Annotated in this window: 18 protein-coding genes; 3 read left to right on the top strand and 15 right to left on the bottom strand. The window is 66.5% G+C overall.

The window, feature by feature from the left end:
- Positions 1 to 17: 17 nt before the first annotated feature.
- Genes AB0I35_RS15990 through AB0I35_RS16000 form a run of 3 tightly spaced genes read right to left on the bottom strand, consistent with a single transcriptional unit; the run spans position 18 to position 3647 of the window.
- On the bottom strand, positions 18 to 1700 hold the full coding sequence (locus tag AB0I35_RS15990) for a VWA domain-containing protein (RefSeq protein ID WP_357396710.1): 1683 nt from the start codon (positions 1698 to 1700) through the stop codon (positions 18 to 20).
- The gene (locus AB0I35_RS15995) at positions 1697 to 2512 is read right to left on the bottom strand and encodes a CbbQ/NirQ/NorQ/GpvN family protein (RefSeq protein WP_357396711.1); all 816 of its coding nucleotides are present in this window, start codon (positions 2510 to 2512) and stop codon (positions 1697 to 1699) included. The genes AB0I35_RS15990 and AB0I35_RS15995 overlap by 4 nt, the downstream gene beginning before the upstream one ends.
- Before the next feature lies 1 nt (position 2513).
- Positions 2514 to 3647 (bottom strand): spirocyclase AveC family protein, encoded by a 1134-nt coding sequence (locus AB0I35_RS16000; RefSeq protein WP_357397010.1) that lies wholly within the window; start codon positions 3645 to 3647, stop codon positions 2514 to 2516.
- 244 nt (positions 3648 to 3891) lie between these two features.
- On the opposite strand from AB0I35_RS16000, the gene AB0I35_RS16005 reads away from it, so the two are divergent.
- A complete protein-coding gene (locus AB0I35_RS16005; protein WP_357396712.1) occupies positions 3892 to 4494 on the top strand; it encodes a TetR family transcriptional regulator in 603 nt (200 codons plus the stop codon).
- A 17-nt stretch (positions 4495 to 4511) separates the two neighbouring features.
- On the opposite strand, the gene AB0I35_RS16010 is transcribed toward AB0I35_RS16005, so the two are convergent.
- Genes AB0I35_RS16010 through AB0I35_RS16050 form a run of 9 tightly spaced genes read right to left on the bottom strand, consistent with a single transcriptional unit; the run spans position 4512 to position 12756 of the window.
- Positions 4512 to 5990 (bottom strand): aldehyde dehydrogenase, encoded by a 1479-nt coding sequence (locus AB0I35_RS16010; RefSeq protein ID WP_357396713.1) that lies wholly within the window; start codon positions 5988 to 5990, stop codon positions 4512 to 4514.
- Positions 5991 to 6031: 41 nt separating this feature from the next.
- Entirely contained in the window at positions 6032 to 7273 is a 1242-nt protein-coding gene (locus tag AB0I35_RS16015; protein ID WP_357396714.1) for an amidohydrolase family protein, read from the bottom strand.
- On the bottom strand, positions 7270 to 7605 hold the full coding sequence (locus tag AB0I35_RS16020; protein WP_357396716.1) for a hypothetical protein: 336 nt from the start codon (positions 7603 to 7605) through the stop codon (positions 7270 to 7272). The genes AB0I35_RS16015 and AB0I35_RS16020 overlap by 4 nt, the downstream gene beginning before the upstream one ends.
- The gene (locus AB0I35_RS16025; RefSeq protein ID WP_357396717.1) at positions 7602 to 8873 is read right to left on the bottom strand and encodes an aromatic ring-hydroxylating dioxygenase subunit alpha; all 1272 of its coding nucleotides are present in this window, start codon (positions 8871 to 8873) and stop codon (positions 7602 to 7604) included. Before AB0I35_RS16025 ends, AB0I35_RS16020 begins: the two co-directional genes overlap by 4 nt.
- A gap of 9 nt (positions 8874 to 8882) precedes the next feature.
- Positions 8883 to 9722, bottom strand: a complete 840-nt coding sequence (locus AB0I35_RS16030) for a TauD/TfdA family dioxygenase (RefSeq protein WP_357396718.1) — start codon at positions 9720 to 9722, stop codon at positions 8883 to 8885.
- Between the two features lie 19 nt (positions 9723 to 9741).
- Positions 9742 to 10077, bottom strand: a complete 336-nt coding sequence (locus AB0I35_RS16035; RefSeq protein ID WP_357396719.1) for a hypothetical protein — start codon at positions 10075 to 10077, stop codon at positions 9742 to 9744.
- On the bottom strand, positions 10074 to 11381 hold the full coding sequence (locus tag AB0I35_RS16040) for an aromatic ring-hydroxylating dioxygenase subunit alpha (protein WP_357396720.1): 1308 nt from the start codon (positions 11379 to 11381) through the stop codon (positions 10074 to 10076). Before AB0I35_RS16040 ends, AB0I35_RS16035 begins: the two co-directional genes overlap by 4 nt.
- A complete protein-coding gene (locus AB0I35_RS16045) occupies positions 11378 to 11965 on the bottom strand; it encodes a carboxymuconolactone decarboxylase family protein (protein WP_357396721.1) in 588 nt (195 codons plus the stop codon). Before AB0I35_RS16045 ends, AB0I35_RS16040 begins: the two co-directional genes overlap by 4 nt.
- Entirely contained in the window at positions 11962 to 12756 is a 795-nt protein-coding gene (locus tag AB0I35_RS16050; protein WP_357396723.1) for an SDR family NAD(P)-dependent oxidoreductase, read from the bottom strand. The genes AB0I35_RS16045 and AB0I35_RS16050 overlap by 4 nt, the downstream gene beginning before the upstream one ends.
- Positions 12757 to 13132: 376 nt before the next feature.
- Between AB0I35_RS16050 and AB0I35_RS16055 the strand changes: the two genes are divergently transcribed.
- Positions 13133 to 13732, top strand: a complete 600-nt coding sequence (locus AB0I35_RS16055) for a helix-turn-helix domain-containing protein (protein WP_357396724.1) — start codon at positions 13133 to 13135, stop codon at positions 13730 to 13732.
- 27 nt (positions 13733 to 13759) lie between these two features.
- Here AB0I35_RS16055 and AB0I35_RS16060 read toward each other — a convergent pair whose 3' ends face one another.
- The 3 genes from AB0I35_RS16060 to AB0I35_RS16070 are packed head-to-tail and all read right to left on the bottom strand — an operon-like array spanning position 13760 to position 17292.
- Positions 13760 to 14701 (bottom strand): CoA ester lyase, encoded by a 942-nt coding sequence (locus AB0I35_RS16060; RefSeq protein WP_357396725.1) that lies wholly within the window; start codon positions 14699 to 14701, stop codon positions 13760 to 13762.
- A 28-nt stretch (positions 14702 to 14729) separates the two neighbouring features.
- Complete coding sequence (locus AB0I35_RS16065) at positions 14730 to 15914, bottom strand: CoA transferase (protein WP_357397011.1); 1185 nt, start codon at positions 15912 to 15914, stop codon at positions 14730 to 14732.
- Between the two features lie 13 nt (positions 15915 to 15927).
- On the bottom strand, positions 15928 to 17292 hold the full coding sequence (locus tag AB0I35_RS16070) for an LLM class flavin-dependent oxidoreductase (RefSeq protein WP_357396726.1): 1365 nt from the start codon (positions 17290 to 17292) through the stop codon (positions 15928 to 15930).
- Positions 17293 to 17359: 67 nt separating this feature from the next.
- Between AB0I35_RS16070 and AB0I35_RS16075 the strand changes: the two genes are divergently transcribed.
- Positions 17360 to 18028 carry a GntR family transcriptional regulator gene (locus AB0I35_RS16075; protein WP_357396728.1) on the top strand — a complete coding sequence of 223 codons (669 nt, stop codon included), beginning with the start codon at positions 17360 to 17362 and terminating at the stop codon, positions 18026 to 18028.
- The last annotated feature ends 9 nt before the right edge of the window (positions 18029 to 18037 follow it).

The raw sequence follows: 18037 nt of genomic DNA on the forward strand, positions 1-18037 counted from the left end.
CCGGTGGCTACGTCGTGCTACCGCGGTGTGGGTGCGGCCAGTTCCCGCAGTGAGGCGAGGAACAGTTCGTCCATGCGGGGACTCAATTCGCTCAGCGTCGCGGCGTCGGCGTGACCCGCAGTACCGAAGACGCGCTGCAAGGCGTCGGCGGAGGTGGTGGCGCCGATGGACAGGCACAGGCAGGCGACGCCGTCGGCGCGCAGTTCCTCGAGCGCCTTGGCGGCATCGGCTTCGGCGTAGCGGCCTTCGTAACCGTCGTCGTAGGGGCAGCCGTCCGACAGCACGATCAACAGCCGGTTCTGGGTTCCCGCTTCATTTTTGAGAATGTCGCCCGCACCGCGGATGCCTGCTCCCAGCCGGGTGTAGTTCGAGGGTTGGAGCTGAGTGAGCCTGGCCCGGCCGACGGCGCCGAAGCGCTGGTCGAAGGTCTTGATCGCGGGCAGCTGCACCGCGTGGCGGCCCTCGGACCGGAAGGCGTACACCGCCACCCGATCGCCGAGCTCTTCGAGCGTGACGGCCAGGGTGGCCGCCGCGCGTCGCTGATGCTCGTGCACCGACAGTCCGTCGGGGTCGGCATCGGTCGCCGAGCCGGATGCGTCGACCAGGATCAGCACGCCGAGATTGCGTTCGAGCTTGCGATGTTCCAGGTACACGTTCTCCGGTCGCGAATATCCCGACCGCAGGTCCACGAACAGATCGATGAGCGCCTCGAGATCGAGCTCGTCCCCGTCGGGCCTGCCGCGCAACACCTTCGGGCCGAGGCCGACCCGCGCGAGCCTGCGCCGGAGCACATCGTCGTGCGGCACCCGCGCGGCCGAGATATCGGCGGCGACCGTGAGCGGGAAGTCGACCACGCGACACCAATCGGCCTTGTACCGGTCGTTGAAAACATCCCACTCCGGATGCAGGGCACCGCCGATACCCGCGGCCGCGCCCGGCCTGTCGGCGTCGGTGAATCTGATCCGGGTCGGCAGCGGCCGGGCGTTCGGCCCGACCATCCGGGCGCGGCGCACCGCGCTGACCGGCGCCTCAGCGCCCGCCTGCCCATCCCCGTCCGAGCGGGAGTTGCCCATGGTCTTGCGGAAGAAGTCCATCACCGACTTGCCGCTGAAGAGCGGATTCTCGAACAGCTTCAGGATCTTGCTCTCATCGGACTTCTCGACGGAATCGGCCACCTCGTCATCGGCCTCGGGGATGTCGCTGAGATCGAATTCCAGGTGCAGCTCGCGATCGGTTGCCCGCGCGCCGGGTCCGGGCTCGGCCGACAGCAGCTGGGAGGGTTTGATGGTGCCGAACCAGTCCGGGGGATCGGCGACCGCGGTCTTGCTCTTGGCGACCGCGAGGGATTGCGCGGCCGAGGTGGTGTGCGGCTGCTGGTCGAGGCCGAGGGTTGCCGCGAGCGGCAGCCGCTCGGCGAGTTCGGCGAGTGCGCGTCGCCCTTCCAGAGCCAGATATCGGCGTGCCGTCGTGGGCCGCCCCCGCAGCGACTTCACCAGGGCCGGTTCCAGACTCCCTGCCCCGAGCAAGGCGCTCTGCACCAGCATTTCCCGGCGTTGATCGGTACCGGAAACGAAGATCAGCCGACCGTTCGTGTAAGAGGCCTGGCCCGCCGGCAGCTCTGCGAGATCCACAGAGCTGCCGGCGATGTAGGTGGCCAGGAGCCGGAACCTGCCGACCCCGTCGGGTTCGTCGCCGGTCATGATCGTGGCACGACCGCGTCGACGAGTTCGCCGAGCGCCCGCACGATATCGGCGTCGTCGGTCAGGGCCTGCACCACGGCCGATTGCACGGCGCTGCGCAGGTTCAGCCCACCGGCGACGAGACCGCCGGCCAGAATCAGCATCCGGGTCGAAGACACCTCGCGCAGCGGCGAGTTGGCCAGGTTGCGGATGGCGCCGCCGAGCGCGACCAGCGTCCGCGCGGTCTCGGCGTCGACCCCCGCTTCGTGCGCGACCACCTCGCGCTCGATCTCGGGCGGCGGGAAGCCGAGTTCGATGGCGACGAACCGCTGACGGGTCGACTCCTTGAGGTTCTTGAGAACGCTCTGGTAACCCGGGTTGTAGGAGATCACCAGCTGGAAGCCGGGTGCGGCGGGCAAGGTGACGCCGAGCCGGTCGACCGGGAGTTCGCGGCGGTGATCGGCGAGCGGATGGATCACCACCGTGGTGTCCTGGCGCGCTTCGACGACCTCGTCCAGATAGAAGATGGCACCGGCCCGCACGGCCCGCGTCAGCGGACCGTCCACCCAGACGGTTTCGCCGCCTTTGAGCAGGAACCGGCCGACCAGATCCGCCGAGGTCATGTCCTCGTGGCCGGCCACGGTGATCAGTTCCCGGCCGAGCTCGGCGGCCATGGTCTCCACGAACCGGGTCTTGCCACATCCGGTGGGGCCCTTGAGCAGCAGTGGCAGCCCGCCCGCGGCCGCCGCGCGGAACACCTCGACTTCGTCACCGATCGGCCGGTAGAACGGCGTGTGCGGCACGTCGAGCACAGCGCTGGATCGACTCGTCATCTCAATTTCCTTTGTCGGTGTCGGCGAAGGGAACGATCTTCGGCAATTCGGCACCCTCGGGCAGGACAAGCCGCCCGTTGGAATCGATGTAGCCGCTGTGGCGGAACGGGACCGGCAGATCCGGATGCGGGCACAGCCGATCGGTGCCCTCACCACAGATACCCATATTGAAATACGAGCGCTTCTGGATATCCTCGGGCCACGGATCGGTGTGCAGGGCGAAGAACTGGGCCGGAACGTTGTAGCACACGAAGAAGAAGGTGCTCACCGCCGCGAAAATCGCCAGGAAACGGGTGAACTGCTGTTTCACGAAGCCGCCCTGAATCTGATCCAGGCCACGTTCGACGAAAGTCCGGCCGCGGTCGTCGGTGAAATAGCGCAGTGCGCAGAGACCGGCCTGGACCCCGCCCCACATGAGTCCTTCGTACAGTGGCCATTGGTAATAGGTGCCGGCGTTGATCGACCAGTCCTGCAGCGCGCCCGGATAGGTGAAGAGTCCCATCGGCATCAGGAACAGACCTTCGATGACGAGATCGAAGAAGAATGTCCAGACGATCAGTACCCCGATCAGTCCCATATTGTTTATATTCGGAAACCGCTGTTTGGTCTTGCGCATCACCCAGCAGCCGAGAATCGTGCACAGCAGGACGCCGTAGGAGTAACCGGGAGCGTTCATCAGGATCGGCTCGGCCATCATGGCGCCCGGCTCACCATAGGATTGCCAGCCCGGAACATCCTGCACCCAGGAGCCCATATTGAACATCCAGGTGTTGTAGGTACTCCAGGTATTGAAGTAGTTCAGCAACGGGTCCTGGAAGAACATCAGCCCGCAGGCCACCAGCAGCATGCCGTCGAGCGTGATCCGGCGTTCCCGCCGCCAGGGCCGGATGATGAAGAAATAGATGCCGACCGGCAGGCCGAGCAGGATCACGCCGGTCCAGACGGTGAGGATCACCTTCATGAAGGTGGGCGGATCGCTGGGGCCGGTGGGTACGCGTTCGAAATTCGGCCCGGTGATCCAGCGCAGCCAGACATATATCTGGAGCGCGAGAATGAGACCACCGAGGGTGGCCCAGATCTTGACAGCTTTGCTGGTCGATTGAACTTTCGCGCCGAGGCCCGCGAGGTTGCCCACCGGCTCGGTGATCGTTGTTCCCTTGTTCGGCTCCGATGGTCCGCTCACAGCGCACCTCCTTGGTGAATCGGTGTGGTCCGACGAGCTGCTTCGCGCTCGGGAATCGGAATGAGATCGGCGATGGCCGCGGTAGTCGATGGGGGAGTCATCGGTCACCCTCCTGAAGTATTCGTACACCCAGAAATATACCAGTGAGAATCTGAGATACCAGTGGGTTTCTGAGATTCGTGGAATACTCGCCGATATGGCTGAGCGTTGGACCAGGGAGCGCAGACTCGAACACACCAGGGGCTTGCTCCTGGATGCCGCCCAGGAGGTTTTCGCCGAAAAGGGTTTCGCGGCAGCGACGCTCGACGACATCGCCCATGCCGCCGGTTACACCAAGGGTGCGATCTACAAGCATTTCGCCACCAAGGAAGAGCTCTTCCTTGAGGTGAACGACCGATACATGCAGCGGTACTTCGACACCTTCACCGAGGTGCTGACGGCGGCGTCGAGTATGGGGGCGCGGGAACTGGACCGGGTCGGCGAATTGTGGCGCAGGCTCGGCGGCGAGCGTGGCACCCAGCACGCCGCGCTCGGGATGGAATTCACGTTGTATCTGCTGCGCAATCCCGAGATCCGGGAACGGGTCGAGGCCCGGCGCGAAGAGACAGTGGAAGTCCTCGGACGGTTCATCGTCGAGAATCTCGAGCGGCTGGGGGCGACCTCGCTGGTTCCGCCACTGACGTTGGCGCGCATACTCATCCACACCACACCGACGGTGGTGCTCGGCACCGAGGTCGACGGCGTCGACCTGTACGGGCCGATGCTCGAGATGTACATGTCGGCGATCAAGCTGCCCTGATCGGCCCGCCCGGCCGATCATGTGCCGGGTGCTTCGTTCGGTCGACCTGCCGCGGGGCGCAGCGAGAGCGAGACGGGATCGAGGTAGCCGGCGAGGCCCTCGACACCGAATTCGCGGCCGATACCACTGTTCTTGACGCCGCCGAACGGTGCGACGGGATCCATGCTGTACGGCTCGTTGATCCCGACGGTGCCGGTGCGTATCCGGCGGGCGATCGCGGTGGCGCGTTCGAGGTCGGGAGACCACACCGAGCCGGAGAGCCCGTACTCGCTGTCGTTGGCCAGACACACGGCGTGCTCGTCGTCGGTGTAGGCGATGACACTCAGGACAGGGCCGAAGATCTCTTCCTGTGCGATGCGCATGGTGTTGTCCACGTCGGTGAACAGCGTCGGCCGGACGTACCAGCCGCGTGCGACGCCCTCGGGCAGGTCGGTGCCGCCGAGAAGCAGCCGGGCTCCTTCGCGCCGTCCCAGCTCGATGTATTCGCGCACCCGCTGCTGCTGGTGGTGGGAGACGAGCGGGCCGACGCGGGTCGCCGGGTCGAAAGGGTCTCCCACGGTGAGCTTTTCGATCGCGTTCGCGATCGCGTCGGCGAATTCGTGCCTGCGGCGCCGGGGGACCAGGACCCGGGTCTGGGCGACGCAGGCCTGGCCGCCGTTCATCAGCCCGGCGACCATCATGCCGGTGGCGACGGCGTCGGGATCGGCATCGTCGAGCACGAGCGCGGCGGACTTGCCGCCGAGTTCGAGGCTGACCCGGCGCAGCGCAGCGCCGCAGACCTGCGCCACCTGCCTGCCCGCCGCGGTGGAACCGGTGAACGAGACCTTGTCGACCCCTGGATGCGCGACCAGGTACCGGCCGACCTCGCGCCCGCCGGGCAGGATGCTGACCACCCCGGGTGGCACGCCGACCGTATCGAGCAGTTCGGCCATGTGGTGGGCGTCCAGTGGTGTTTCCGGCGACGGCTTGAGCACCACCGTGCAGCCGGCGAGCAGCGCCGGGATCAGCTTGGCGACCGTCAGGAACATCGGCATGTTCCAGGGCACGATCGCGGCGACCACGCCGACCGGTTCGTGGCGGACGACGACCTCGCCCCCGAGGAACCCTGCCCTGGTCTGTTCCCAGAGGAATCCGACGGCGGTGTCGGCGAACGCGCGCATCAAGACGCCGGGCAGCTTGGCGTGTGCCGAGCGCGCGAAGGTGATCGGCGCCCCCATCTCGGCGGTGATCAGTTGTGCCAGTTCGTCTTCGCGCGCGTTGTAGTGGTCGGCGAGCGTGCGCATGATCGCCACCCGCTCCCGCGGGTCGGTGTGTGGCCACGGTCCGGTGTCGAAGGCGGCGCGCGCGTCCGCGACGGCCCGGTCGATGTCGGCGTGGGTCGGTGCGGCGACCCGGGCGATGACCTGTTCGGTGTGCGGTGAGATCACCTCGATCGTCTCACCGCCTGTGGAGTCGACCCATTCGCCGCCGATGTAGAGCTGCTGACGTGGCGACATTGCTACCTCGGATCTCTGTGGGGGTGAGCGGTTTTCGTCGACTACGGCGACTTGTGGACGCGACCGTCCTTCATCACGAACCGCACGTCGTCGAGGGTCGTGATGTCGCGGGTCGGATCACCCGGCACGGCGATGATGTCGGCGAGCAGACCCGGCGCCAAGCGTCCGCGATCGTCCACGCCGATCAGTTCGGCACTGGTGATCGTGGCCGCACGCAGCGCCTGGGCAGGCGTCATGCCGCGGTCGACCAGCGCCCACAGTTCTTTGGCGTTGCTGCCGTGCGGGACAGCGGGGGCGTCGGTGCCACAGGCGATCTTGACCCCGGCGCGGATGGCCTTGCGCAGCGTTTCCCTGGCCCGGGGGAACACTTCGGCCGCCTTCTTCTGTAGCGCCGGTGCGGCTTTGGAGACGTCGAGCCCTTCGGAGAGGTAGCTCGTCGGGACCAAGTACGTACCCTGTTCGACCATCTGGGCGATGGTGTCGTCCTCGGCCAGGGAACCGTGTTCGATGCAGTCGACCCCGGCGCGCAGGCAGGCGCGGATGCCTGCGTCGCCGTGGGCGTGCGCGGCGACCCGCACCCCGGCGCGGTGTGCTTCGTCGACGATCGCGGCCAGTTCCTCGTCGGAGTACTGCTGGGCACCAGCGACGGTGCCGTGCGACATCACCCCGCCCGAGGCCGAGATCTTGATGACTTCGGCGCCGTATTTGATCTGGTAGCGCACGGATTCACGAACCTGAGGCACGCCGTTGGCTCGGCCTTCCTCGACTGTCACCGGCATGATGTGGGGGGCAAGGCGCTGGAACATGGTCGGGTCGAGATGACCACCGGTCGGGGTGATCGCGTGCCCGGCGGCAACGATGCGTGGGCCGTCGAGCCAGCCCTGTTCGATCGCGCGGTGCAGATCGGCATCGAGCAGGTAGCCCCCGGTTTTCACCATCAGTCCGAGATTGCGGACGGTTGTGAAACCGGCGTGCAGGGTGACGCGGGCGTTCACCGAGGCGCGCAGAGTCCGGTACACCGGATCGTCCTGCACCCCGTGCATCGGGTTCGGCAATCCCGAGGGAGTATCGGGCCCGCCGATGAGCAGGTTGACCTCCATGTCCATCAACCCGGGCAACAGTGTGAGCTCACCCAGGTCGATCACCCGGGCACCCGCGGGCACCTCGGCCGGGTCGATCGCCGCGATCAGGTTGCCGTCGACGACGACCACCGCCGGGGTGTGCCGCTGCCCGGTCTCGACCTCGACCCACGCCGCGGCGCGCAGCACGACCTGCCCGCTCATAGGCTCGGCTCGATGACGCACGGCAACGACGCCACCCCGGTGTCGGGAATGCGCGGCTGGTGCCACACCTCCACGGGAAAGGACACTTGAATCATCGAATACAGCAGATACATCAGGTTCTTCGCGTCCTCGGGCAGCTCGTCGATCGCGAACTTGTCGCAATAGGTGAGCGCGTCCTCGGCGCGCGCGGTGATCGCGTCGTAGAACCGCTGCATCTCGGCGACCGTCGAATTCAGGCGCTGTTCGTAGCGTTCGGGTTCGCTCGCCAGACACCACACCGCGGCGAATTCCTCGAGATCGGCGAATTCGGGAGGCAAGAGGTTTCGGTTCATCGGTTGACCTCCGCGCGTTCGCGCTGGTAGTCGCCGACCCAGTCGGCGGCGACCTTGTGCAGGTGCCGCAGCAGGATTTCCTGGTCGTTGAGCTGGAAAGTGGTGACCGCACGGGATTCGAGCATGATCTGCGTCGCCTCGAGCGTCGAAGAATCTTGCAGCCCATACTCTTTGAAGGTGACGGCCGCCATTTCGTGCGCGACCCGGTCGCGAGGTGTGCGCGCGGGCGTGAAATACAGGTTGCCCTCGAAGATGTGGGTGTTGTGCGAGGTCGGCCAGTACTGATAGGTCAGATACCAGCCCGCCGACCAGAGCAGAATGGTGAAATTCGGCCACAACTGGAACGAATCGAGCCCCCACGGTTCGCAGCCGGCGGGGTTGAGCCCGGCAGGCATCGGACCGAGATCGGGGACATCCCAGGGGCCGAACAGGCCACTGCGGGTGATGTCTTCCATCGGCTTGCGCATCGTCGGATCGAGCTCCCAGGTGACGACCCCGGACGTGCTGACCAGGCGATGCGGTCCGTCGAGCTGGTAGTGCGGCGCCTCGAATCCGGCCTGCTGCGCGGCAACGGAGAAATTGTCCGGCGTCTGTTTCCCGTGCAGCACCGGTGCGTGATAGAACTCCTGGAACGCGTCGAGATAGAGCTTCCAGTTGGCGCCGACCTCGGCCCGGTAGGAATAGCGTTCGGTCAGCTTGTCGAAGGGATAACCCTCCAGGCCGGTCACCATCGGGCCGAGGAATTCCCGCAACGTCTGACGTGGCTCGGCGGCCAGGTTGACGAAGATGAATCCCGACCACACCTCACAGTGCACCCGCGCGAGCCCGAGGGCGTTCTTGTCGAGGTCGAAGAATTCGCTCTCCTGCTGCACGAAGGTCAGCGATCCGTCGAGCCCGTAGCGCCAGCCGTGGTATTTACAGGTGAACTGGCGGCACGTGCCCGCTGTCTCCTCGCGCGGGAATTCGTTCCACACCAGCTTGTTTCCCCGATGCCGGCAGATGTTGTGGAAGGCGTTCACCCCGCCGTCGCGATCGCGGACCAGGATGAGCGAGGTGTGCGCGGCGTGGATCTCCCTGGTGAAATAGCTGCCGGTGCGGGGCAGTTGTTCGATCCGCCCGACATTGAGCCAGGCGCGTTTGAAGATCGCGGCGCGCTCGAGTTCGAAGAACTCCGGCGAGATCGAATCTTCGTAGGACATCGGTTCGGTGCCGAGTTCGGGGTAGTGCTGAGTCCAGCTACCTTCGGCGGGCTTGGGCCAACGAGGCATGATGAGTTCCTATTCGATCGGTTCTTCACCGAGCACCGTGGTGCGCAGCATTTCTCGTGGCGAGCCCGCCGGATACGGTGCGGCGCGGTGGATGACACCGCGGTTGTCCCAGATCACCGTGTCGCCGACCGACCAGGTGTGGCGGTAGACGCGATCCGGGGTGGTGCACCGCCGCAGCAGGCTGTCGAGCAGGGCCCGGCCTTCCTCGACGGGCATGCCGACAACGTGGTCGGTCGAGGCGCCGAGCACCAGCGAACGGCGGCCGGACTTGTGCGTCCAGATCAGGGGATGCACTTTGGTCGGGCGTTTGCGCCAGGCCGCCAGTTGCTCCGGTGTCGGCTCCGCGGTGACGCCGCGCTGGGACGCCTCGAGCGAATGGACCACGCGCAACGACCGCAGCGAGGTCTGTTCTTCGGCGCTGAGATCGTCGAAAGCCTTGTACGCGCTGGCGAATTCGGTCTCGCCGCCACTGGTGGCCACCGCTTTGGCGGTGAGGACCGTCGCCATCTGCGGGTAGGCGTCGTCCTCGGGGGTGCAGCCGTCGATGTGCCAGTCGAAGGTGGCGCGCAGATAGCTCGCCGAGGAGTTCTTGGCGGTGTCGAGGCTGACCCGGTAGATGCCGGGTACCGGATGATGGCCCGGCGAGGTGTCCACCTGCCCGAGCAGGCGGCAGAACGCGACCTGGGTCTCGGGGTCGAGGTGCAGACCGCGAAAGACCAGCACTCCGTTTTCCTCGAGGGCCTGCATCACGGTGTCGGCGACATCGCGATCGGCGAGCAACTGCTCTCGTCGTACGCCGACGACTTCGGCGCCGACGGCGCGGCCGAGTTTCTCGATGGTGATCGTCATGGTGGGATTCCTTCGGGTCTCACGGCCAGGGGGCCGCGACGCGTTCGAGTTCGGCGTCGGCGCTGTCGACGGGCTTGGGTTGCTGGAAGATCTCCACCGCCATCGCGACCATGATCAGCGAATACACCAGGTGCAGAAGGTGAACGGCGTCCTCGGGCAATTCGTCGAGCTGGTATTTGTCGCAATAGGACAGGGCGTCCTCGACCCGCGGAAAGCACGCGTCGTAGAAGTCGATCAGCTCCTGCATCGGACTGGCCAGGCGGCGGGCATAGCGTTCGGATTCGGTGGCCAGACACCATGTGGCGGCGAACCGCTCGAGGTCGGCGAAGGCGGGCGGCAGCATGGTCGATGTCATCGGTGGTCTGCTCCGGCGAGTTCGGTGCGGTACTCGTCGACCCAGTCGGCGACGACCTTGTGGAAATGGCGCACAAGGATTTCCTGATCGTTGACCGGGAAATGGGTCATCCCGGCGGTGCGGTAGGCCGACTCCAGCGCGGTCTGGGTGCCGGTGAGCATCCCGGCGTCCTGGAGGGCGAACTCCTTGAAAACCACCGAGGCGACCTCGTGCTCGACCCGTTCACGGACCGTCCGTGCGGGCTGGAAGCACAGCATTCCCTCGAATCGGTGGGTGTTGTAGGAGGTGGGCCAATAGCGGTAGAGCAGATACCAGCCGCGGTAGATGAGGATCTCGATATTGGGAAAGATCTGGAAGTTGTCGATGCCCCACGGCTCGACCCGCCCCGGATTCAAGCCTTTCGGTGGCTCGCCCAGCTCGGGGGACTCCCACGGGCCGACCAATCCGCTGCGGGTGAGGCGTTCGATCGGATACATGAACTCCGCCGGCAACGTCCAGCGTCGCGCACCGCCGGTGGAGACCATCCGATGCGGGCCGTCGAGCTGGAAATGCGCGCATTCGAAGCCTTTGCCCGGCGTACGTACCGCGCTGGGGATCTGCTGGGAATGCAACCCCGGAACGTGGTAGTACTCCTGGAACGCGTCGGCGAATAATTTCCAGTTGCTCTGGTTGTCGGCCTTGAACTCATACCATTCGGTCATCTTGTCGAACGGGTAGCCGTCCAGATCGGTGATCATCGGGCCGAGGAATTCCCGCAGGCTCTGTCGGGGTGTGGTGTCGAGATTGACGAAGATGAACCCGGCCCACACATCGCAATGCACCGGGGCCAGTCCCAGTTCCGACTTGTCGAGGTCGAAGAACTCGCCTTCCTGCTGGACGAAACCGAGCGAGCCGTCGAGACCGTAGCGCCAGCCGTGATACTTGCAGGTGAACTGACGGCAGACCCCCGAGGTCTCCTCCTTGGGGAATTCGTTCCAGACGAGTTTGTTGCCGCGATGGCGGCACACATTGTGGAACGCGTTGATCGCACCGTCACGGTCGCGCACGATGATGAGCGAGGTGCGCACGACATCGAGTTCCTTGGTGAAATAGCTGCCGGTGCGTGGCAGCTGCTCCACCCGGCCGACATTGAGCCAGGCACGTGTGAAGATCGCGGAGCGCTCGAGTTCGAAGAACTCCGGCGACACCGAGTCCTCGAACGACATCATCGAGGTGCCGAGGTCCCGATAGTGCTCGGTCCAGCTGCCCTCGGCGGGCCTCGGCCATTGATGACCAGTGGCTGGTTCGCTGACGAGTTCGCTCATGATCGTTCCTCCCGTTCCGGGTCCGGTTGCAAGGCAACACTGTTGAGCACCAGCGCCAGGCACAGATACGAGCCGGCGATGAACAACAGCTCGATCAGCTGCCGATTGTCGAAATGCTGTGCCAGTTGCGCCCAGGTGGCGTCGTCGACGCGATGCCGGTCCAGCAGTTGGTCGGTCATGGCGAGCAGGCAGCGCTGCACCGCCGACCACACCGGGGCCTGCGGTCCGTGCCGGACCGCGTCGATCTGTGCGGGGGTGACGCCGAGACCGGTGGCGATCCGAACATGCTGTGCCCATTCGTAATCCGAGCCGCTGCGCCAGGCCACGCGCAGGATCACCAGCTCGCGATCGCACGGATCGACCGTCGGTCGCTCCAATAGCAGGCCGTTGTAGGCGAGCCAGGCACTCGCGAGCGCGGTGTGATGGGCCAGTATCCCGAGAATGCCCGGCATGGCCGGGGCGTCCGGTGCGCCGGACAGGTACTTCTCGGCCGAGGAGAGATGTCCGCGGAACATGGCCCGGGTGTCGGTGTCCCAGTCCCGCACCGGCAGCGGTGCCAGCCGGGGAGCGGCGGAATCGCTCATATCACCGACCCACCGTTCACGCCGAGTACCTGGCCGGTGATGTAGCCGGCCTGTTCCGAGCACAGGAACGCGCATGCCGCGGCGATGTCTTCACCGGTTCCCAAGCGCCCCACCGGGATCGCTCTGGTCATGGTGGCGTTGTCCGGGAGATGCCCGGACGCCTGCGACTGGCGCGACATGGGGGTATCGATGCCCGAGGGCGGAATCGTGTTGACCGTGATTCCCGCCGCCGCGTATTCGCGCGCCAGCGCCTTGGTCATCGCCACGACGGCGCCCTTGGCCGCGGTGTAGTGCACCATGCCCGGCGAACCGCGCTGTGCGCTCGACGACGAGATCGTCACGATCCGGCCCCATCCGACCGCAACCATGTCCGCGACGACGGCCTGCGCGCAGTGGAAGACCCCGTTGAGATTCACATCGACGACGCGGTTCCATGCCGATGGCGCGATCTCGGTGAAGGGCGCGAAGTCGACGGATCCCGCACTGGTGACCAGGATTTCGATCGCGCCGAACTCGGCCCGCACCTTGGCCATCGCCTCGCGGACCGCGTCGCGATCGGTGACGTCGACGGTGCACGCCATCGCCGTCGCACCGCTGGTGGTCAGCTGTTCGGCCACGCGCTGCGCGGCGGCGCCGTCGACGTCGAGCACGGCGACCCGATGCCCGGCATCGGCGAGTGCCGCGCAGATCGAGCGGCCCATGCCCGACGCTCCACCGGTCACCACGGCGACCCGACTCGCTGTCGTTCGTCGGCTTCCGCGCTCTGCGGATATCGGGGCTGTGCTGCTCATGTCGGTGTCCTCTGCTCGTCGGCAAGGCGGGCGATTCGCCGCGTCCGTCGTGGGATGGCGACGTGCCCGGCGCAGTGGGGAACCACGCGCCGAAGGGGGGGATCGTGACGGCCGTCGGGCCGTCGGGGGCTGCCGGAATGCCGGATAAGGCCTGTTCCGGGATGTTAATCGACTGCTCAATTTGAGCGAGTGATTAAGATATACGTGACGGCGCTCACGACTGTCAAGAGTCGGCTCGTGAACCGGCCTTGCCGGAGTTCGCGGCCACTTGTGGCCGTAAATTGGTGCACCCCAGCACCACTGGGCGCGGTCGGCGAAACGAACCACGAACCATGCGGTGGGCCGACTGCCCCTCGCACGACAGACAGGTCCCCAGGTGAAAGCCGAGCGCAGCTCCGACGCCGAGAACTCCACGTCCCGTACCGCGCTGCTGGACGCGGCCGAGCAGATCATGCTGGAGGAGGGTTACGCGGCCGTCAGCTCCCGGCGCCTCGGCACCAGAGCCGGTGTGAATCCCGCGCTCGTCTACTACTACTTCAGCAATATGGACAACTTGTTCATCGAGTTGTTCCAGCGCGGCGCCGACCGCAGCTACGAAAGGCAACTGCGTGCCTTGGATGCGGCGCAGCCGCTGTGGGCGCTGTGGGACGCCATCCACGACCAGTCCCACACCGCCTTGACGATGGAATTCGTCGCCCTGGCGAACCACAGAAAGGCGATCAGGGCCGAGATCGCCGCGTCCTCCCGGCGATTCCGCGCGCTGCAACTCGATGCGGTGGCCAAGATTCTGGCCGGTTACGACTCGAGCGCGGTCGGTTACACACCCGGTGCCCTCGTGCTGCTGATGTCGAGCGTCTCGCGCTTCCTTCGGATGGAGGAAACTTTCGACGTCGATACCGGTCACGCCGAGGTCATCGAACTCATCGAAGCGTTCTTGCGCGAGGTCGAAGGCGAGCGGCGCGACCGGGTACGGTGACGCGCCGCTCGACTTGGGTACCCAAGCTCAGTTGCCGACCGGCACCGGGCTGCCTGCAGCGCGGTGGGGATCGATCGCGGCGGCCCGGGCCAGGGTCGCCGCGGCCATCTTGATGTGCGCCGCGTCGACGAGTACCCCGTCGACGCCGACGGCGCCGCGTCCGTCCGCCTCGGCGGCGCGATAGGCGGCGATATTGCGTTCGGCCAGGGCGATTTCGGCGGGCGTGGGGGAGTAGACGGTATTGGCGATGGGCACCTGGTTCGGGTGGATCGCCCATTTGCCGGTGTAGCCGAGCAGCGACGCGCGGCGGGCATCGCGCTCGTAGCCCGCGAGATTGCCGTAGTCGGGGAAGGGTGCGTCGATGGCGTCGATGCCGGCGATGCGGGCCGCGACGAGGACCTTGTTGCGGGCGTAGTGCCAGAAGTCGCCAGGGTAGTCGCCGAGCGGTTCGAAATTGGTGTCCACCCGGGCGCCCTGCGACAGCGAGAAATCGCCGACACCGAAGATGAGGGCGTCCACGCGCGGACTCGCGACCGCGATCGCCTCGGCATTGGCGAGTCCCTCGACCTCCTCGATCAGCACTTCGAGGCGGATCCGGTGCTCCAGGCCGAGCTTGTCCTCGAGCTGAGTGAGCAGCACATCGACCCACCACACATCGCGGGCGGTGCGTGCCTTGGGCACCACGATCGTGTGCAGGTGCGCACCCGCGCGACTGACCACTTCGATGATGTCGTCATGGCACCAGCGGGTGTCGAGCGCGTTGATCCGGATCGCGGGCACGGTTCGCCCCCAATCCAGTTCGGTCAGCGCGGTGATCGCCTTCTCGCGGGACTGCTCCTTGAGCGCTTCGGGGGTGGCGTCCTCGAGATCGAGGAACACCAGGTCCGCACCGCAGCCCAGGGCCTTGGCGAACATGTGGTCGTTGCAGGCCGGGAGCGCGAGCTCGGAGCGCCGGATCAACAGGGTCATCGTGGAATCCTTTGTGGTGGTGGGTGACTCACAGCACGCCGCGACGGCGTAGGTCGTCGATGTCGTCGCCGCTCAGCCCGAGCAGTTCGCCGTAGACCTCGGTGTTGTGCGCGCCGAGGCGCGGTCCGAGGTGGGCGACTCGGCCCTGCGCAGCGGAGAACCGTGGCACCGGCGCCTGCACGGTCATCGTGCCGAGTTCGTCGTCGTCGACCGGAACGAACACCTCGCGGTGACGCAGTTGCTCGTCCTGCACCAGATCGGCGATGTCGTAGACCGGCGCCGCGGCGACCTGTTCGGCATCAAAGATCTTCATCGCTTCGGTGAGGGTCTGCTGCGACACCCAGGCCGCGACGATGTCGTCGACTTCGCGTGCCCGGGCGAGCCGGTTCTGTGGGTCGGCGAAGTCGGCGTCGTCGATCAGATCGGCTCGGCCGATGGCACGAAACACGCGCAGCGCCAACGCGGGTGAACTGCCCGACATCGCCAGCCACTTGCCGTCGGCGGTGCGATAGGTGTTGCGGGGCGCGGAGATGTCCCAGCGATTGCCCGCGCGCTGTGCCACGATGCCGAGCTGGTCGTAGCTGAGCAGCGTCTGCTCGAGCAGCCGGGTGAGTGGGTCGACCAGGTTGATGTCGATCAGTTGTCCCGGTCCGCCGTGCACGTCGCGGTGATAGAGCGCCATGAGCACGGCGTAGGCGGCATTGAGTGAGGCCACGCCGTCGGCCAGCATGAATGGGGGCAAAGTCGGCGGACCCTGCGCTTCGCCGGTGATGTGGGCAAATCCGCTCATCGCCTCGCCGAGCGTGCCGAACCCGGGTCGCTCGCTCTTGGGCCCGGTCAGTCCGAAGCCGGTGATGTGCAGCATCACGATGCGCTCGTTCACCGCGCGCAGCTTCGGATAGTCCAGGTCCCACTTGCGCAATGTCTGCGGGCGGGTGTTGGTCACCACCACATCGGCGGTCGTGACGAGCCGGCGCAGCAGGTCTTGGCCTTCGGTGACACGCAGGTCCAAGGTGATCGATTTCTTGTTGCGCGACACCGACTTCCACATCAGCCCGACGTCGTCGCGCTGCGCGCCCCAGGTCCTGATCGGGTCGCCGCCGGTCGGCTGTTCGACCTTGATCACCTCGGCGCCGAATTCGCCAAGGTAGGTCGCGGCCAGCGGAGCCGCCGCGAGCGTGGCTAGGTCGAGTACCCGCAGCCCGTCGAGCATGGCCTTGCTCATGTCACACCGCGGTGCCGGTGCGGCTGGGGACAGGACGGTGCAGACCGAGGTGCTCGCGCAGGGTCGTGCCGTCATAGGACGTGCGGAACAGCCCGCGCTGCTGCAACCGGGGCACGACCATCCGGGTGACGTCCTCGAAGGAACCCGGCATATGGGTGGCCGCCAGCACGAAACCGTCGCAGGCGTCACCGTGGAACCACTCGGCCATCTGGTCGGCGACCTGCTCGCCGGTGCCGACGAACCGCGGGCCCTGCAACAGGGTGGCGCGGTGACCCGCGAGGTCACGCACGGTGACGGTGCCGCCGATGTGGGTCCGGAGGTTCTGTACGAGGCCACGGATTCCCGAGACCGAAGCGATCAGCTCGTCGGTGACCGGGTCGTCGAGATCGTGCTGGGCGAAGTCGTAGTTCATCAGCTCCGAAAGCAACGTCAGTGACGCCATCGGATGCACGAGATCCTCCAGGAGCATGGCCTCGCGCTCCTTGGCGTGCTGCTCGGATTCACCGACCACCGCGTACGCCATCGGGCAGATGCGCACCGAGGCCGGGTCGCGGCCCGCATCGGAGATCCGGGCCTTCTGGTCGGCGTAGTGATCGCGCGCCACCTCGAGACCCGGATCGCCGGTGAAGATTAATTCCGCCCAGCGCGAGGCGAATTCGCGGCCACGGCCGGACGAGCCCGCCTGGATGATCACCGGTCGGCCCTGCGGCGTACGCGGGACGGTCAGCGGTCCGCGGGTGGAGAAGAAGCGGCCCGCGTGGCGCAGTTCGTGCACCTTGGCGGGATCGGCGAAGACGCCCGCCGCGCGGTCGTGCACGATCGCGTCGTCGTCCCAGGTATCCCACAGGCCGCTGACCACCTCGAGGAATTCGTCGGCGCGGTCGTAGCGTTCGTCGTGCCCGAGGTGGGCGTCCATGCCGAAGTTCTGCGCCTCGCTGTCGTTGACCGAGGTCACCACGTTCCAGCCCGCCCGGCCGCCGGAGAGGTGATCGAGGGTCGCGAAGGTGCGCGCGACGTGGAAGGGCGCGTAGTAGGTCGTGGAGTAGGTCGCGCCGAGGCCGATGTGTGAGGTGCTCTGCGCCAAGACGCCGAGGACCACACCCAGGTCCAGCTTCACCGGGCGGGCGCCCGTGCGGACCGCCTCGTCGACCGAACCGCCGTAGATGCCGGGCATCGCCAGCCGGTCGTCGAAGAACATCAGATCGAAGCAGCCCTCCTCCAACTGCCGCCCGACCTTCGCGTAATACGACGCGTCGAGATAGCCGTGCTCGGTGGCCGGGTGCCGCCAGGAACCCGAGTAGACCGAGGTGTTGCCCGCCTGCATGAATGCGACCAACGTCATCCGGTCGCCGTGTCTCATCGCCATAATTGGAATGTAACATCTGGTATATCAGATATCAAACCTGGTACTTCTGTCCTGTTAGGATGCGCGGATGGCCACCGATATCGCAGGGACCGTTCGGGAACGGGCGGCCCGCGAGCTGCGCGATCGCATCCTCACCGGGGCACTGCCCGCGGGAACGCGCCTCGATCTGGACGCGATCACCGACGAATTCGCCACCAGCCGCACTCCGGTGCGCGAGGCACTCCTCGAGCTGTCTTATGAGGGGCTGGTCCGGGTCGCCCCGCGCAGCGGGATCACGGTCATCGGGATCAGTCCGGCCGACATCATGGACAGCTTCACCATCCTCGGCGTGCTCACGGGGCAGGCCGCGGCCTGGGCCGCGCAGCGTGCGAGCACCCCTGAGCTGGAACGTTTGCGCGCACTGGCCGCCGAGGTCGCGGCCAGCGCGGGAGACGACGCGATCGGCGACGCCAACTGGCGGCTGCACCAGGAGATCCATCGGGCCGCGCACTCACCGCGGTTGCTGACCCAGATCAAGCAGGCGGTGCGGGTGGTCCCCTCGAACTTCCTGCGCCTGTTCCCGGAGCACGAGCAGCACTCGCTCGACGATCACGGCCAGCTCATCGACGCCCTCACCGCACGGGACGCGCCGCGGGCCCGGGCCATCGCCGAACGGCATGTGCTCGACGCGGGCCGCTCGCTCACCGAGTGGCTGGAGCGCAACGCCACGCGCGGTGCGCAGCCGTCCTCGGCCTGACGGGCGGCG

Source organism: Nocardia sp. NPDC050378 (genome assembly GCF_040655675.1).
Classification (GTDB): domain Bacteria; phylum Actinomycetota; class Actinomycetes; order Mycobacteriales; family Mycobacteriaceae; genus Nocardia; species Nocardia coubleae.

Excerpts from the sequence above, each read along its gene's own strand:
- AB0I35_RS16065 (WP_357397011.1), bottom strand. The coding sequence starts at position 15,914 with ATGCTCGACGGGCTGCGGGTACTCGACCTAGCCACGCTCGCGGCGGCT.
- AB0I35_RS16035 (WP_357396719.1), bottom strand. The coding sequence starts at position 10,077 with ATGACATCGACCATGCTGCCGCCCGCCTTCGCCGACCTCGAGCGGTTC.
- AB0I35_RS16015 (WP_357396714.1), bottom strand. The coding sequence starts at position 7,273 with ATGAGCGGGCAGGTCGTGCTGCGCGCCGCGGCGTGGGTCGAGGTCGAG.
- AB0I35_RS16030 (WP_357396718.1), bottom strand. The coding sequence starts at position 9,722 with ATGACGATCACCATCGAGAAACTCGGCCGCGCCGTCGGCGCCGAAGTC.
- AB0I35_RS16075 (WP_357396728.1), top strand. The coding sequence starts at position 17,360 with ATGGCCACCGATATCGCAGGGACCGTTCGGGAACGGGCGGCCCGCGAG.
- AB0I35_RS16050 (WP_357396723.1), bottom strand. The coding sequence starts at position 12,756 with ATGAGCAGCACAGCCCCGATATCCGCAGAGCGCGGAAGCCGACGAACG.
- AB0I35_RS16060 (WP_357396725.1), bottom strand. The coding sequence starts at position 14,701 with ATGACCCTGTTGATCCGGCGCTCCGAGCTCGCGCTCCCGGCCTGCAAC.
- AB0I35_RS15990 (WP_357396710.1), bottom strand. The coding sequence starts at position 1,700 with ATGACCGGCGACGAACCCGACGGGGTCGGCAGGTTCCGGCTCCTGGCC.
- AB0I35_RS16005 (WP_357396712.1), top strand. The coding sequence starts at position 3,892 with ATGGCTGAGCGTTGGACCAGGGAGCGCAGACTCGAACACACCAGGGGC.
- AB0I35_RS16040 (WP_357396720.1), bottom strand. The coding sequence starts at position 11,381 with ATGAGCGAACTCGTCAGCGAACCAGCCACTGGTCATCAATGGCCGAGG.
- AB0I35_RS16025 (WP_357396717.1), bottom strand. The coding sequence starts at position 8,873 with ATGCCTCGTTGGCCCAAGCCCGCCGAAGGTAGCTGGACTCAGCACTAC.
- AB0I35_RS16010 (WP_357396713.1), bottom strand. The coding sequence starts at position 5,990 with ATGTCGCCACGTCAGCAGCTCTACATCGGCGGCGAATGGGTCGACTCC.
- AB0I35_RS16020 (WP_357396716.1), bottom strand. The coding sequence starts at position 7,605 with ATGAACCGAAACCTCTTGCCTCCCGAATTCGCCGATCTCGAGGAATTC.
- AB0I35_RS16070 (WP_357396726.1), bottom strand. The coding sequence starts at position 17,292 with ATGGCGATGAGACACGGCGACCGGATGACGTTGGTCGCATTCATGCAG.
- AB0I35_RS15995 (WP_357396711.1), bottom strand. The coding sequence starts at position 2,512 with ATGACGAGTCGATCCAGCGCTGTGCTCGACGTGCCGCACACGCCGTTC.
- AB0I35_RS16045 (WP_357396721.1), bottom strand. The coding sequence starts at position 11,965 with ATGAGCGATTCCGCCGCTCCCCGGCTGGCACCGCTGCCGGTGCGGGAC.